A 12,827-nucleotide genomic window follows, 5' to 3' on the forward strand; every position below is an offset into this window, starting at 1 on the left:
CCCTCAACCCTGCTCCCAATAGGGTGAAGGCCCATAGAGCCCGGCCAGATAATCGATGAACAGCCGCACTTTCGCAGGCAGGAACTGCCGGCTCGGATAAACCGCCGAGAGAGTGACGTTTCGTGATCCCTCATAACCCGGCAGAACCTGCACCAGCTTGCCGCTGCGCAATTCATGGCTGATATCCCAGGTGGAGCGCAGCGCAATGCCGAGCCCCGATATCACCGCCTCGCGGATCACCTCGCTGGAATTGGTAATGAGCATCCCTTCCGGGCGAATGCTCATCGCGCCGCCCGGTCCTTCCAGCCGCCAGACATCGTTATTATGAGCCGGCAGGCAGCGGTGCTTTTTCAAATCCTCGATTGTCGCGGGCATACCATGGGTAGCAACGTATTCCGCCGAAGCGCAGAGTACGCGGCGCACTGGCGCCAGCCTGCGAGCCACGAGGCTGGAGGAATTGAGATCGGCGATACGGATGGCCAGATCGTAACCACCCTCGATGATGTCGATGAATTCGTCGCTCAGCACCAGATTGACCGAAAGATCAGGATGCCGCTCCATGAAACCCTTCAGATGCGGCGCGATATGCATGCGCCCGAAGGAGGTCGGCGCGGAAACCTTCAGCGTGCCGTTGACGGTGTTGGCCCGGCCGGACACGAAATCCTCGGCCTCCTCCAGCCCTTCCAGCACGGCAAGCACCCGCTCGTAAAAGCCCTGTCCCGCTTCGGTCAGCGAGATTTGCCGTGTGGTGCGCTGGAAAAGCCGCGCGCCGAGCTTTTCTTCCAGCCGCTTGATGCGCTTGGAAATGACGGCGGGCGAATAACCAAGCTCCCTTGCGGCCAGCGACATGCTGCCGGAGGCGGCAACGCTTGCGAAGACTTCTAGATCGCCCAGATTTGTCATAGTTGCCCTCGATTGTTTCCGGAATGGAAAAAATCCATAACATTTGATTGCGTCGTTTCAAAGTGGTAAAGAAAGAATACCAGTTGGTGAGATGGCATGGAGGAGGGGCGGTGACGCAGCCGATCAAGTTTCTGGAGCCGCGCGCGAAAGTCGTCGCAGGCCGCGACCGCATCATAGCGGACCTCAAGGATATTTTGCCGGCGGACTGTCTTGTGCACGAACCGCGCGAACTTGTGCCTTTCGAAACCGATGCCTTCGTTTCCTATCGCCGCCTGCCGCTGGCCGTGGCGTTGCCGAAAACGACGGAAGAAGTGGCGGCGGTGATGAAATATTGCCACCGTTACGGTATTCCGGTCGTGCCGCGCGGCGCCGGCACCTCCCTGTCGGGCGGCGCGATCCCGCAGGAGGATGCGGTGGTGATCGGCCTTTCCAAGATGGCTTCGATCCTCGAACTGGATTTTTATAACCGTACGGCGCGGGTGCAGGCGGGCGTCACCAATCTTTCCATTTCCGATGCGGCCGGCGCGGAAGGTTTCTTTTATGCACCGGACCCCAGCTCGCAGCTTGCCTGCACCATCGGCGGCAATATCGGCATGAATTCCGGCGGCGCGCATTGCCTGAAATACGGCGTCACCACCAATAATCTGCTTGGCGTGAAAATGGTGCTGGTGGATGGCACAGTGCTGGAGCTGGGCGGCAAGCACCTCGATGCCGCCGGCTACGATCTGCTCGCCCTCGTCTGCGGCTCGGAAGGCCAGCTCGGTATCGTGACGGAAGCGACGGTGCGGCTGATCGCCAGGCCGGAAGGTGCGCGACCGGTGCTGTTCGGCTTCGAGACGTCGGAGGAGGCCGGCTCCTGCGTGGCCGATATTATCGGCGCGGGCATCATCCCGGTCGCCATCGAATTCATGGACAAGCCAGCCATCGAAATTTGCGAGGCTTTTGCCAAAGCGGGCTATCCGCTGGATGTCGGCGCGCTGCTGATTGTCGAGGTCGAAGGCTCCGAGGCGGAAATGGACGCCATGCTGGCCGACATCGTGGCGATTGCCCGAAAACATGGCGTGAAGACGGTGAAGGAATGCCAGTCGGCCATGGAGGCGGCGGCGATCTGGAAAGGCCGCAAATCCGCCTTCGGCGCAACCGGCCGCATCGCTGATTATATCTGCATGGATGGCACCGTGCCGCTCTCCCAGCTTTCTTATGTGCTGAAAAAGACGAGCGAAATCACCGACCGCCTCGGCCTGCGCGTCGCCAATGTCTTCCATGCCGGCGATGGCAACATGCACCCGCTTATCCTGTTCAACGCCAACGATCCGGAGGATGCGGCCCGCGCTGAAGAGGCAGGCAATGAAATATTGAAGCTCTGCGTCGATGCCGGCGGCTGTCTGACCGGCGAACATGGTGTGGGCATCGAAAAACGGGATTTGATGCGCCACCAGTATGGCGAGGCCGATCTTGCCCAGCAGATGGCGGTGCGCGCGGCTTTCGATGAGGGCTGGCTGATGAACCCTTCCAAGGTGTTTCCGCTGGAGGGGAGGGGATGATGGGTGTAAGTTTTGTGACGATGGTGGGTGTGGTTTACCCCCCTCTGCCCTGCCGGGCATCTCCCCCTCAAGGGGGGAGATCGACTCGCCGCGACTTCCCGCTCAATTCTCGAACGGTGCGATTGAAACGATGCGCCAGCCTCTTGCCGATCTCCCCCCTTGTGGGGGAGATGCCCGGCAGGGCAGAGGGGGGTATCCCTCGCGCAAACGTCGCTGTCCCATGCCCGGAGCCCGCCGCCCCATGCTGACCCCCTACGCAGAAACCCAGGTCGCCGACATCATCCGCGACCACGCCGCCCGAAAAGCTGCGCTGAAAATCATCGGCGGCAACACCCGCTCCGGTTTCGGCAATGCTGTCGCAGCAGATGAAGCACTCTCTTCCCGCGCCATGAACGGCATCGTCTCCTACCTGCCCGCCGAAATGGTGATGACCGTCAAGGCCGGCACCCCGCTCGCCACCGTCGAAGCGGCTCTCACTGAAAACCGCCAGATGATGGCCTTCGAGCCGATGGATCACCGCCCGATCATGGGCACCGAAGGTGAACCGACCATTGGCGGCGTCTTCGCCGCCAATGTTTCCGGCCCTCGCCGTTATGTGGCCGGTGCGGCTCGTGACAGCCTGCTGGGTATCCGTTTCGTCAATGGCAGCGGTGAGGTCATAAAGGCCGGCGGCCGGGTGATGAAGAATGTCACCGGGCTCGATCTGTCGAAATTCCTCGCCGGGTCTTTCGGCACGCTCGGTTTCCTCACCGAAGTCACCTTCCGCGTGCTGCCGAAACCGCCTGCGGAAAAAACCGTGGTCGTTTCCGGTCTCGACGATGAAGCGGCGACGCGCATCATGGCGGCGGCGATGGCGATGAGCGTCGAGGTTTCCGGCGCGGCGCATCTGCCGGAAAGCGTTCGTTCCCGTTTCATCGATGGCGGATTGCCGGACGGCCCGGCGACTATCCTGCGGCTGGAAGGGCTCTCCGCCTCGGTGGAGGCGCGCACGGCCAAACTCCTTTCCGTCATGGACCGGGTCGGGCCGTGGGCGCTGCTGGAGGGTGAGGAAAGCAGGCTTTTATGGCGGCAGGTGCGCGATGTCGCGCCCTATGCCGGACAGGCGGCAAAGCCTTTGTGGAAAGTATCGGTCGCGCCTTCGGTGGGTCATCAGCTTGTCGCGGCGCTGCGCATGGAAGCGGGCATCGACGCCTTTTACGACTGGCAGGGCGGCCTCGTCTGGATGCAGATGGAGGCGGATCCCGAGGCGGATTTGCTGCGCGGCGCGATCCGGGCGCTCGGCGGCGGCCACGCAACTTTGGTGAGGGCAAGCGATGCGGTGCGCGCTAAGGTTGCTGCCTTCGAGCCGCGCCCAGCGGCGGAAGCGCTGCTTTCTGCGCGTATCAGGGAGAAGCTCGATCCGGCGGGCATCTTCAATCCCGGCAAGATGGCCGTAACGATGGAAAGGGCCGTCTGAACCATGCAAACATCCTTCACGCCCGAACAACTGGCCGATCCGCATGTGGCGGAATCCGAAAAAATCCTGCGCAAATGTGTGCATTGCGGCTTCTGCACCGCCACCTGTCCCACCTATGTCACGCTCGGCAACGAGCTGGACAGCCCGCGGGGCCGCATCTACCTCATCAAGGATATGCTGGAAAACAGCCGCCCGGCAGACCGCGAGGTCGTCACCCATATCGACCGCTGTCTTTCCTGCCTTGCCTGCACCACCACCTGTCCCTCCGGCGTGGATTACATGCATCTGGTCGATCATGCCCGCGCCCATATCGAACAGACCTACAAGCGCCCCTTCATGGATCGGCTGATCCGCAATCTTCTGGTTGCCGTCCTGCCCCATCCCGCCCGTTTCCGGCTGGCCCTGCATCTGGCCCGGCTGGCGCGGCCTTTCTCCGGTCTGCTTGCCAAAGTTCCGGCGCTGACGCCGCTGCAATCCATGCTCGCTCTCGCTCCCGCCGCCGTGCCTGCGGCCTCCGCGTCAGCCCGTCCGGGAGAGCGGCCGGCCGAAGGCGAGAAGCGTGGGCGCGTTGCGATCCTCACCGGCTGCGCTCAGCCGGTGCTCGATCCCGGTATCAACGAGGCGACGTTGCGCCTGCTGGCGCGGCTCGGCATCGAGGTCGTCGTGCCGAAGGGGGAGGGCTGCTGCGGTTCGCTGGTGCATCATATGGGGCGCGAGGAAGAGGCGCTCGCCTCGGCAAGGCGCAATGTCGATGTCTGGACGCGCGAGATGGAAAGTGGCGGTCTCGACGCCATTATCATCACCGCTTCCGGCTGCGGCACCACCATCAAGGACTACGGCCACATGCTGCGGCTCGATCCGGCCTATGCCGAAAAAGCCGCGCGGGTTTCGACGCTCGCAAAGGACATCACCGAATATCTCGCCACCCTCGATCTGCCGCAAGGGCAAAGCCAGGGTCTGACGGTCGCCTATCATTCCGCTTGCTCCATGCAGCATGGCCAGAAGATCACGCTTGCGCCGAAACAACTCCTGAAGGCGGCGGGTTTTACCGTGCGCGATCCGGCGGAAGGGCATCTCTGCTGCGGCTCGGCCGGAACCTACAACATCCTGCAGCCGGAGATTTCCGCCAGACTCAAGGCGCGCAAGGTGAAGAATATCGAGGCCACCCGGGCGGATGTCATCGCCACCGGCAATATCGGCTGCATCACGCAGATCGGAACCGGCACGGATATGCCTATCCTGCACACGGTGGAGCTGCTGGACTGGGCCTATGGCGGGCCGAAACCGGCGAGGCTTTCGGTTTAGAGCGTGGTGGTTTCATAACGCACTGATCAAGCACGCCACAACGTGTGCCGCAAAGATTGGGTCGTGAGGGTTTTCTTTGTCCCCTCCTCATCCCTGTGCTTGTCACAGGGATCCAGCCAGCCCAAGTCCTTGGGCTGAAGAGACTCTCCCCGCCGTGCAGACGCACGTCGGCTGGATTCCTGTGACAAGCACAGGAATGAGGGAAGAGAGTTAGAACTTATACGCCACGCCGAAATTCACCGCATTGGTAATGATATCGGTCTTCAACGAGCCGCCATTGTCGATATCGACGTCGACGAAGGAGTAGGTGCCCTTATATTCCACGAAGGTCGACCAGTTGTCGGTGATGCGGTAGCTGAGGCCGGCCTGCGCCTGCAGGGTTGCGCCGCCGAACTGGTATTCGAAGGTCTTGCCTGACGGGCGATATACTTCCACATGCGGCACGTTGATGCCGACGCCGGCGCCCACATAAGGGGTGATCGGCAGCGATTCCAGCGGAAAACGGTAGAGCGCGTTGAGCGTCAGAAGGTTCAGGCCGTCGGTGAATTCGAAATGCGACCAGCCCGAGCGGGCAAGCGTCTGGTCGTCGGCATAGACCTTGTCATGGGTGAAATCGAGCGAGATGCCGAAATTCCGCAGCTGGCCCTCATCGAACCAGTAGGTGCCGCGCACGCCCCAATAGGGCGGATTGGAAAACGACTTGCCTTCCCATCCGGCCCGGAAATCCGGCCCATCGGAAACCTTCACATCGCTGTGCGGCGCGCTTTGCCAGCCGCCATAACCGGAAATTTCAAATTCGCCCGCGATTGCGGCAGAGAAGGAAACGCCGCTGAACAGCAGGGCGCAAACAAATAAACTATGGCGCGGCATGAAGTGAATCCAGATTGATATCAGTAATTCACCAAACCGTTTTTTGATAACATTTGAATGACAGAAACGAAAAACGGGCGGTCAGTTGACCACCCGTTTTAAGGCCGTTCCATCATCCCCCTGAGAGAGGTCCGGCTCCTGGCGTCCCCCGCCAAGTTTCATTCCAATGAAGTGAGCCGGATTGTACCGCCGCAAGGCGGCAATTCAAGCGGATATGCCGCCACACCGGCCCTGAAGCGGCCGGAAAGGCTGAACCGTTGCTGTCATATCACAATGACCTTCGTTCCGACGTTGACGCGCTCGTAAAGATCGGTGACATCCTCGTTGCGCATGCGGATGCAGCCGGAGGAATTGTTGCTGCCGATCGTCCACGGCTGGTTGGTGCCGTGGATGCGATAAAGCGTCGAGCCGAGATACATGGCGCGCGCGCCCATCGGGTTCGCCGGGCCGCCTTCCATGAAGGCCGGCAGGTAGTGTCCCTTCCTCGCCTCGCGGCTGATCATTTCCTTCGGCGGGGTCCAGCTCGGCCATTCCGCCTTGCGGGTTACCTTGTGGGTGCCGGCCCATTCGAAACCGGGCTTGCCGACGCCGACGCCGTACCGCCGGGCCTTGCCATCCGCGAGAACGAGATAGAGGAAGCGGTTCGGCGTATCGATGACGATGGTGCCGGGTTTCTCATCGGTCGGATAGGTGACGATCTGCGGCAGGAATTGCGGCGCGATCTGGGTGCGCACCGGCGCGTTGGGGCGGACGGCGGCATTCTGCACCCGGGCCGGGCGCTGCGATGTGACGCCGGAGCTGGGGCGCTGCGGCATGGCGGCCTGGCGCTGCTGGAAGAACGGCTGGCGTGCGGCAGGCGCGCGCGGATAAACCACGGGCCGCACATTGCCGCGACCGCCGAGCTGGGTGACCCAGGGGGCCGAAAGGTCCGGGCTGACGACGACGGGCGGGCGCTCGCGATAACGCTCATTGGCCATGGCGGCCGGGGCGGCAAAGGTGGAAACGAGGCTCAGCGCCAGAAAAACGGACTTCATCGTCATCGGGTGGACTCTCTCTGCGGGATGTCGCAACTATGGATTTGCGGGACTGTTCGCCCGCTTTGCCGGACACGTTCGCACCTTGACGCCAGCGAATCGTAAATGGCTGTTCATTAAAAAGCGCTTGATTAGGGAAAGCTGGATTTAAGGTTAGCACCCGGTTTTGAAACGTGGTGAATGAGTGGTAAGTGCCCGGTCTGAACCGGTCACGGGCGGGAGCGGAAAAGGGTGGTTGCGGAATGAATGAAGCGGGACTTGAAACGGGCGCGGATGGCCTTGTGCGGTGTTTCTGGCAGCAGGGGCTTGCGGATTACAGCCGTTATCACGACGAGGAATGGGGTTATCCGGTCACCGACGATCGCCGCCTTTTCGAGAAGATCTGTCTGGAAGGTTTCCAGTCCGGCCTTTCCTGGCTGACGGTTCTGCGCAAGCGCGAGGCGTTCCGTCTCGCTTTCGCCAATTTCGAATTCGAAAAAGTGGCGGAATTCGGTGAGGCCGATATCGAGCGTTGCCTGGCCGACAAGGGCATCATCCGCCATCGCGGCAAGATCGTCTCGACCATCAACAATGCCCGCCGCGCCATGGAGTTGCGCGATGAATTCGGTTCGCTCGCCCGTTATTTCTGGGGTTTCGAACCGGCCGCCGCAGAAAGGCCGCAAAAGCTGGACTATGCGACGTTAAGGGCCAACCCCACCAGCGCCGCCTCCATCCGTCTTTCGAAGGACCTGAAGAAGCGGGGCTGGAGTTTCGTCGGCCCGACGACCGTCTATGCATTCATGCAGGCCATGGGTATGGTCAACGACCATATCGAAGGCTGTCATTGCCGCCAGCCGATAGAGGCCATGCGGCGGGAGTTTGTACGTCCATGAAGGTAATCTCCCTTCTTCTGGCTCTCACCATGGCCGTGGCCGCCGTGCCGCATGCTTCCTTCGCGGAGGGCCGCAATGTCGACGGTATCTGGCTCGATGACGGCGAAAGGCTGAAGCAGGTGGCGCTGCCGCCAGCCGGGCCGCTGAAGCTTGACGGCTGGACACGGCGCGGGCGCGGCGATGTCTATCGCCTGAAGGTGAAGGCCGGGCAGACGGTGAAGATCGAGCTTGCCGCCTCCAGCGAATTCGTGCTGATGGCGGTCTTCGATTTTTCGACGCCGGATGAGGACGCGATCTTCTTCAGCGATTCCGAAGGCAAGGTCGCAACCCTGACGCCGAAGGCGGATACGGAATGGCTGATCCGCCCGACGCTCATCCTGGGATCGCCGCGCCGCGGTCTTGGCGCACATTACACGCTGACGGTCAGCACCGGGAAATAACAGCCCGCCTTTTGTTTAAGCCGCCTGGGTCAGCACAATCAGGCCGAAGCTCAGAACGCCCAGCAGCACCAGCGACAGGCTGGCGGCGACGATGACCTTGCCGCCGGCATGGCGAAGGCTGCGAATATCGACCGAAAGGCCCAGCGCCGCCATCGACATGATGGTGAGAATGTTGGAGAGTGAGGCGACAGGGCCGATCAGAGCCTCGGGAATGAGGCCGAAGGACCGGGCCATGATCATCAGCACGAAGGCGATGATGAACCACGGAACCATCTGCTGCAATCTCAGGCGCTCCGTGCCGGACTGGCCATGGATGACGGAGAGGGCGGCGATCACAGGTCCCAGCATCAGCACACGGATGAGCTTGACGATAGTGCCAGTCTGCACGGCGATTGCGCCGAGCGGGGCGGTTGCGGCCAGAACCTGCGGCACGGCATAGACCGTCAGGCCGGCGAAAATGCCATATTGGGTGGCGTCGAGACCCAGAAGCTGCGGCAGAAACGGCATCAGCAGCACGGCGGCGACGCCGAGAACCGCGGTAAAGGCAATCGAGGCGGCGACATCTTCCGGCTTGGCGCCGATGGCGGGCGCGGCAGCGGCGATGGCAGAATTGCCGCAGATGGAGTTGCCGCAGGCGATCAGCGTCGCAAGCTTGGGCGGCAGACCAAGCATCCGCCCGGCGGCATAGCTGACGATCAGCGACAGCGCGACGATCAGCGCAATGCCGCCGATCAGCAAACCGCCGGCACCTTTGAGGATGGAAAGGCTCAAGGATGCGCCGAGAAGCGCCACTGCAATTTCGAGCAGGGTCTTGGCGCTGAATTTGATGCCGGCTGAGGCGACCGCGGGCAGAGACACCAGTGAGCGTAGCAGCGTGCCGATCAGAATGGCGAGCACGAGATCGCCGAGCCATGCATGACCTGCAAGCCGCACCTGAAAGCGCTCCGCCAGAATGGCGGCGCAGCTGACCGCCGCGCAGATGAGAATGCCCGGTAGAAGCGGGGTGAGCCAGCGAAGCGAGAACTGAAAGGGATGAGCGAGGGTGCGATGTTGTGCCATGGCCAGACAATGCCGCAGCGGCCTGTTTTATTCTATCAAATAATATGGCATATATTATTCGATAAAATCGAATGAAAAGCCATGACCTTCGAACAGCTCCGCATTTTCATCGCCGTTGCCGAACGGGAGCACCTCACAAGGGCCGCCGAAGCCATCGGTTTGACCGCCTCCGCCGTCAGCTCCGCCATCAAGAATCTCGAGGCCTTTTACAATGTCGAGCTTTTTCACCGGGTTGGCCGCAACATCGAGTTGACCGAAAGCGGCCGGGCGTTTCTGGGTGAAGCGAAGGCGACGCTGGCGCGTGTGCGCAATGCGGAATTAATTCTCTCCGAAATGGGCGGGCTGACGCGCGGCGAAATTACCGTCTGCGCCAGCCAGACCATTGCAAGCTACTGGCTGCCGCCGATCCTGATGCAGTTCAAAAAACTTTATCCGGGCGTGACCGTGCGGCTCGATATCGGGAATACCAAGACGGTTACCCAGGCCGTGCTCGACGGTCTGGCCGAGGTTGGTTTCATCGAAGGCAGGATCGATGAGCCGGCTTTGATGGTGCAGCCCGTCGTGTCAGACAAGCTGCTGGTCGTCACCGGTTCGGCGCATCCTTTCGCGGATGGCCGTTATCTCACCGCGCTCGATATGCTCTACGGCACCTCATGGGTTCTGCGCGAACAGGGCTCCGGCACCCGCTCCGCCTTCGAGGCGGCGGTGCGGCAGATGGGCGTGGACCCCGGCGAGCTTTCGGTCATGCTCGAACTGCCGTCCAACGAGGCGGTGGTGATGGCGGCACGCTCCGGCGGTGCGGCTACGGCAGTTTCCGCCTCCGTCGCCTCGCTGTTTCTGCGGCAGGGGCTGCTGGTCCGTGCCGGCATCGATCTGCCTGCCCGAAACTTCGCTTTGCTGCGTCACAAGGAGCGCCATACCAGCCGGGCGGCCATGGAATTGGAGCGCCTCAGCCGTGCGGCCTCGGAGGACTACAAGTCCGGTCTCGCGGGGTTGTAGCAGAGTTGCGAGTGGCACCGTTGGCATGGGAAGGCCGCCGCTTGTTTCTTCTCCCCGAGGGGGAGAAGTCCGCGGCAGCGGGATGAGGGGGCGAGGGTAGAGATAGACCGAGAGCTTGCCCCCCTCATCCGACCATTCGGGCCACCTTCTCCCCGGCGGGGAGAAGAAAGGGGAGCGCCGCAACCGGCGTTCCGCCTCCGTCAGCATCAATCACTTGCCCTTGGACTTCAGCCAGGCCTTCATCATGGCGATCTCGCCTTCCTGCGCCTTGATGACCTCTTCGGCCAGCTTGCGGATTTCCGGGTCCTTGCCGTATTCCAGCTGCACCTTGGCCATATCGATTGCGCCCTGATGGTGTGGGATCATGCCGCGCACGAAATCGACATCGGCATCGCCGCTATAATCGATGGCCATATCGCCATGCATTTTCTTGCTGGCTTCCATGAAGGCCTTGGTGGAAGCGCTGTCGCTCATAGTGCCTTTTGACATGTCGTGTCCGGCATGGCCGCCCGCTTCCTGTGCGAAAAGCGGCATGGCGAAGACGGTTGCGAAAGCGGCGGCGAGCGTGATGGTCTTGATAGACATGGATTATCCTTCCTGTGTCTGACGGATTTTTCGAAGATGGGTCTGAAAAAATCTGGGGTCAGGCGCGGGGAGGCGGCAGCGGCGGCGCGGAAGCCTTGCCGTCAAAGACGATGCCGCGCTGCGGCTTCGGATAGGCGAATGCCATCCGGCCGCTATCGGCGAAGATCGTTCGCGGAACCACGATCAGGCAGGCGGCGCAGGAACCGGGATGTGCGGCATCGCCACCATGCGGGCAGCAACCGCCCGTGCCCGCTCCATGAGCCCCATTTTCCGCATGCGCCTGAGACACTTGGTCCCGATCCGTGGCTCGATGCGAATGGACATCGTCATGTTTCATCGGCGACTGCGAGGAAGCTGCCATGCCCGTGGCCATCGGCATGCTCATCGCCATCTGCGCCGGCATTGCGCCGTATAGCAGGCAGGCAAGAAACATCAATGTACGGACCACCTGGGACATGGCGTGAATTTACCGCTGGAATTATGGAATAAGCATGACGATCAGGTCAGTTCACACGCGATGACGTGATGCACGATGCGGTAATCCCTGCTTTCCTCGCCAAACGGGGCGAGCGGCCATTCCCATGCGGCGGCGGGGGCAGGAGGAACGATGCCATGCAGCAGGTCTTCGTGCTGGTGCAGGTTGCCGTCTTTGCCGATGACGTCGAAGGAGGTGTCCGTTATCAGGCAGGCCTTGCAGGGCAGGCCAGCCAGCGCTTCCAGATGGGTGTGAATGAGCTTCGGCAGAAGATCGCCCGGGGCATTTGCGATCTTTTCCCGCTCCAGCCGGTGGCGTGCGCCGGTGCCGATCTGTGACAGGAGATTGGCCGATACCACGAGATCGAGATAGGGCACCCGCCGCAGGAAATCGAGCGGTTCCGCCGGCCGGCCGGCAAGAACATCGTCAAAGCCGGAAAGATCGCGGTTGGCGATGCGGACATTCTTTTTGGCATTGAGGCGCAGCTTCGCCTGCACGCTGGCGAGATGCACCAGATCGACCAGCACGACGGTATCGAACATCGCCACCAGCGCATCATAGGGCACATCGCGCAGCAGGCCAGACCCCAGCACGACCGCCGTTCGCCGCTGCTTCAGCTTTCGGGCCGATTGCAGCACGAATTGCCGGCTGTTGTTTTCATGCTCCGCCCAGGCTTTGGCGCAGCGGTTGGCGCGCGCCCAGAGGTTCACGGAATAATGGATATGCGGCCGGAATTCTTTCGGCGTGACCGCGCGCGTGGCGGCATATTGCAGGGCTTCGAGGATCATGAATGCCTAACGGTAGATTTAACGGCGATGGCCGATTTCGACCACCAGCACGACGAGCTTGTGATCCTGTATATCGCAGATGATGCGGTAATCGCCCACCCGGTAGCGCCAGAAATTTCCACGCTCGGAGTCTTGCAGGGCGGTGCCGGTCTGGCGTGGATCATCCAGTGCCGCCAATCGTTCGTGCAGAAAACTCCGGATTCGCTGGCGCGTTTCCGGATTTATCTTGCGCATCTCTTTCTGGACAAGCGCGTGATATTCAATTGTCCAGATCACGCCAGAACTCCTCGGCGCTTACAACCTTCGATTCTCCACGCTGGATGCGCCGCGTCGCTTCCTCGGCGAGATGGAGATCTTCCATATCCTCGATATGTTTCTCGATCGCCTCGCGGATGTAATAGGCGGATGTGCGGCCGGTGCGCTCGGACAGCGCCTTCAGCCGCTCATAGGTCTCATCAGGCAGGCGGATGGCCGTCTGTTTGCTCATGGGTCGCGTC

General features: G+C 61.6%; 15 protein-coding genes. 6 read left to right on the forward strand and 9 right to left on the reverse strand.

The window, feature by feature from the left end; genetic code table 11:
- Window positions 1-3: 3 nt before the first annotated feature.
- Entirely contained in the window at window positions 4-903 is a 900-nt protein-coding gene (locus CFBP4996_RS01625; protein ID WP_080852619.1) for a LysR family transcriptional regulator, read from the reverse strand.
- Between the two features lie 110 nt (window positions 904-1,013).
- Between CFBP4996_RS01625 and CFBP4996_RS01630 the strand changes: the two genes are divergently transcribed.
- From CFBP4996_RS01630 to glcF, 3 genes are all read left to right on the forward strand, one after another.
- Entirely contained in the window at window positions 1,014-2,447 is a 1,434-nt protein-coding gene (locus CFBP4996_RS01630) for an FAD-binding oxidoreductase (protein WP_031234401.1), read from the forward strand.
- A 241-nt stretch (window positions 2,448-2,688) separates the two neighbouring features.
- Window positions 2,689-3,903: an FAD-binding protein gene (locus CFBP4996_RS01635; RefSeq protein WP_080852618.1), complete on the forward strand. Its 1,215-nt coding sequence runs from the start codon at window positions 2,689-2,691 to the stop codon at window positions 3,901-3,903.
- Between the two features lie 3 nt (window positions 3,904-3,906).
- Complete coding sequence (gene glcF, locus CFBP4996_RS01640; RefSeq protein WP_080852617.1) at window positions 3,907-5,208, forward strand: glycolate oxidase subunit GlcF; 1,302 nt, start codon at window positions 3,907-3,909, stop codon at window positions 5,206-5,208.
- Window positions 5,209-5,418: 210 nt separating this feature from the next.
- Here the strand turns inward: glcF and CFBP4996_RS01645 are convergent, their stop codons facing one another.
- Together CFBP4996_RS01645 and CFBP4996_RS01650 are read right to left on the reverse strand one after the other, a co-directional pair.
- Entirely contained in the window at window positions 5,419-6,078 is a 660-nt protein-coding gene (locus CFBP4996_RS01645; protein ID WP_080852615.1) for an outer membrane beta-barrel protein, read from the reverse strand.
- Between the two features lie 263 nt (window positions 6,079-6,341).
- Complete coding sequence (locus tag CFBP4996_RS01650; protein WP_078051213.1) at window positions 6,342-7,118, reverse strand: L,D-transpeptidase; 777 nt, start codon at window positions 7,116-7,118, stop codon at window positions 6,342-6,344.
- A gap of 236 nt (window positions 7,119-7,354) precedes the next feature.
- Between CFBP4996_RS01650 and CFBP4996_RS01655 the strand changes: the two genes are divergently transcribed.
- Both CFBP4996_RS01655 and CFBP4996_RS01660 read left to right on the forward strand, forming a co-directional pair.
- Window positions 7,355-7,984 (forward strand): DNA-3-methyladenine glycosylase I, encoded by a 630-nt coding sequence (locus CFBP4996_RS01655; protein ID WP_080852614.1) that lies wholly within the window; start codon window positions 7,355-7,357, stop codon window positions 7,982-7,984.
- Window positions 7,981-8,424 (forward strand): hypothetical protein, encoded by a 444-nt coding sequence (locus tag CFBP4996_RS01660; RefSeq protein ID WP_080852613.1) that lies wholly within the window; start codon window positions 7,981-7,983, stop codon window positions 8,422-8,424. Before CFBP4996_RS01655 ends, CFBP4996_RS01660 begins: the two co-directional genes overlap by 4 nt.
- A gap of 15 nt (window positions 8,425-8,439) precedes the next feature.
- Here CFBP4996_RS01660 and CFBP4996_RS01665 read toward each other — a convergent pair whose 3' ends face one another.
- Window positions 8,440-9,483 carry a YeiH family protein gene (locus CFBP4996_RS01665; protein WP_121490279.1) on the reverse strand — a complete coding sequence of 348 codons (1,044 nt, stop codon included), beginning with the start codon at window positions 9,481-9,483 and terminating at the stop codon, window positions 8,440-8,442.
- 81 nt (window positions 9,484-9,564) lie between these two features.
- Here CFBP4996_RS01665 and CFBP4996_RS01670 point away from each other — a divergent pair, with 81 nt between their 5' ends.
- On the forward strand, window positions 9,565-10,482 hold the full coding sequence (locus CFBP4996_RS01670) for a LysR substrate-binding domain-containing protein (protein WP_080852612.1): 918 nt from the start codon (window positions 9,565-9,567) through the stop codon (window positions 10,480-10,482).
- A 210-nt stretch (window positions 10,483-10,692) separates the two neighbouring features.
- Here CFBP4996_RS01670 and copM read toward each other — a convergent pair whose 3' ends face one another.
- Genes copM through relB form a run of 5 tightly spaced genes read right to left on the reverse strand, consistent with a single transcriptional unit; the run spans window position 10,693 to window position 12,817 of the window.
- Complete coding sequence (gene copM / locus CFBP4996_RS01675) at window positions 10,693-11,067, reverse strand: CopM family metallochaperone (RefSeq protein WP_035218719.1); 375 nt, start codon at window positions 11,065-11,067, stop codon at window positions 10,693-10,695.
- Between the two features lie 58 nt (window positions 11,068-11,125).
- Window positions 11,126-11,524 (reverse strand): hypothetical protein, encoded by a 399-nt coding sequence (locus CFBP4996_RS01680; protein ID WP_279511025.1) that lies wholly within the window; start codon window positions 11,522-11,524, stop codon window positions 11,126-11,128.
- Window positions 11,525-11,565: 41 nt separating this feature from the next.
- Window positions 11,566-12,330, reverse strand: a complete 765-nt coding sequence (locus tag CFBP4996_RS01685; protein WP_080852610.1) for a hypothetical protein — start codon at window positions 12,328-12,330, stop codon at window positions 11,566-11,568.
- An 18-nt stretch (window positions 12,331-12,348) separates the two neighbouring features.
- Entirely contained in the window at window positions 12,349-12,606 is a 258-nt protein-coding gene (locus tag CFBP4996_RS01690) for a type II toxin-antitoxin system RelE family toxin (RefSeq protein ID WP_080852609.1), read from the reverse strand.
- Window positions 12,590-12,817 (reverse strand): type II toxin-antitoxin system RelB family antitoxin, encoded by a 228-nt coding sequence (gene relB / locus CFBP4996_RS01695; protein WP_059760738.1) that lies wholly within the window; start codon window positions 12,815-12,817, stop codon window positions 12,590-12,592. The genes CFBP4996_RS01690 and relB overlap by 17 nt, the downstream gene beginning before the upstream one ends.
- Between the last annotated feature and the right edge of the window lie 10 nt (window positions 12,818-12,827).

The organism is Agrobacterium leguminum, from assembly GCF_005144435.2.
In the GTDB taxonomy this organism is placed as follows: Bacteria; Pseudomonadota; Alphaproteobacteria; order Rhizobiales; family Rhizobiaceae; genus Agrobacterium; species Agrobacterium leguminum.

Excerpts from the sequence above, each read along its gene's own strand:
- CFBP4996_RS01625 (WP_080852619.1), bottom strand. The coding sequence starts at position 903 with ATGACAAATCTGGGCGATCTAGAAGTCTTCGCAAGCGTTGCCGCCTCC.
- CFBP4996_RS01635 (WP_080852618.1), top strand. The coding sequence starts at position 2,689 with ATGCTGACCCCCTACGCAGAAACCCAGGTCGCCGACATCATCCGCGAC.
- glcF (WP_080852617.1), top strand. The coding sequence starts at position 3,907 with ATGCAAACATCCTTCACGCCCGAACAACTGGCCGATCCGCATGTGGCG.
- CFBP4996_RS01645 (WP_080852615.1), bottom strand. The coding sequence starts at position 6,078 with ATGCCGCGCCATAGTTTATTTGTTTGCGCCCTGCTGTTCAGCGGCGTT.
- CFBP4996_RS01650 (WP_078051213.1), bottom strand. The coding sequence starts at position 7,118 with ATGACGATGAAGTCCGTTTTTCTGGCGCTGAGCCTCGTTTCCACCTTT.
- CFBP4996_RS01655 (WP_080852614.1), top strand. The coding sequence starts at position 7,355 with ATGAATGAAGCGGGACTTGAAACGGGCGCGGATGGCCTTGTGCGGTGT.
- CFBP4996_RS01660 (WP_080852613.1), top strand. The coding sequence starts at position 7,981 with ATGAAGGTAATCTCCCTTCTTCTGGCTCTCACCATGGCCGTGGCCGCC.
- CFBP4996_RS01665 (WP_121490279.1), bottom strand. The coding sequence starts at position 9,483 with ATGGCACAACATCGCACCCTCGCTCATCCCTTTCAGTTCTCGCTTCGC.
- CFBP4996_RS01670 (WP_080852612.1), top strand. The coding sequence starts at position 9,565 with ATGACCTTCGAACAGCTCCGCATTTTCATCGCCGTTGCCGAACGGGAG.
- copM (WP_035218719.1), bottom strand. The coding sequence starts at position 11,067 with ATGTCTATCAAGACCATCACGCTCGCCGCCGCTTTCGCAACCGTCTTC.
- CFBP4996_RS01680 (WP_279511025.1), bottom strand. The coding sequence starts at position 11,524 with ATGTCCCAGGTGGTCCGTACATTGATGTTTCTTGCCTGCCTGCTATAC.
- CFBP4996_RS01685 (WP_080852610.1), bottom strand. The coding sequence starts at position 12,330 with ATGATCCTCGAAGCCCTGCAATATGCCGCCACGCGCGCGGTCACGCCG.
- relB (WP_059760738.1), bottom strand. The coding sequence starts at position 12,817 with ATGAGCAAACAGACGGCCATCCGCCTGCCTGATGAGACCTATGAGCGG.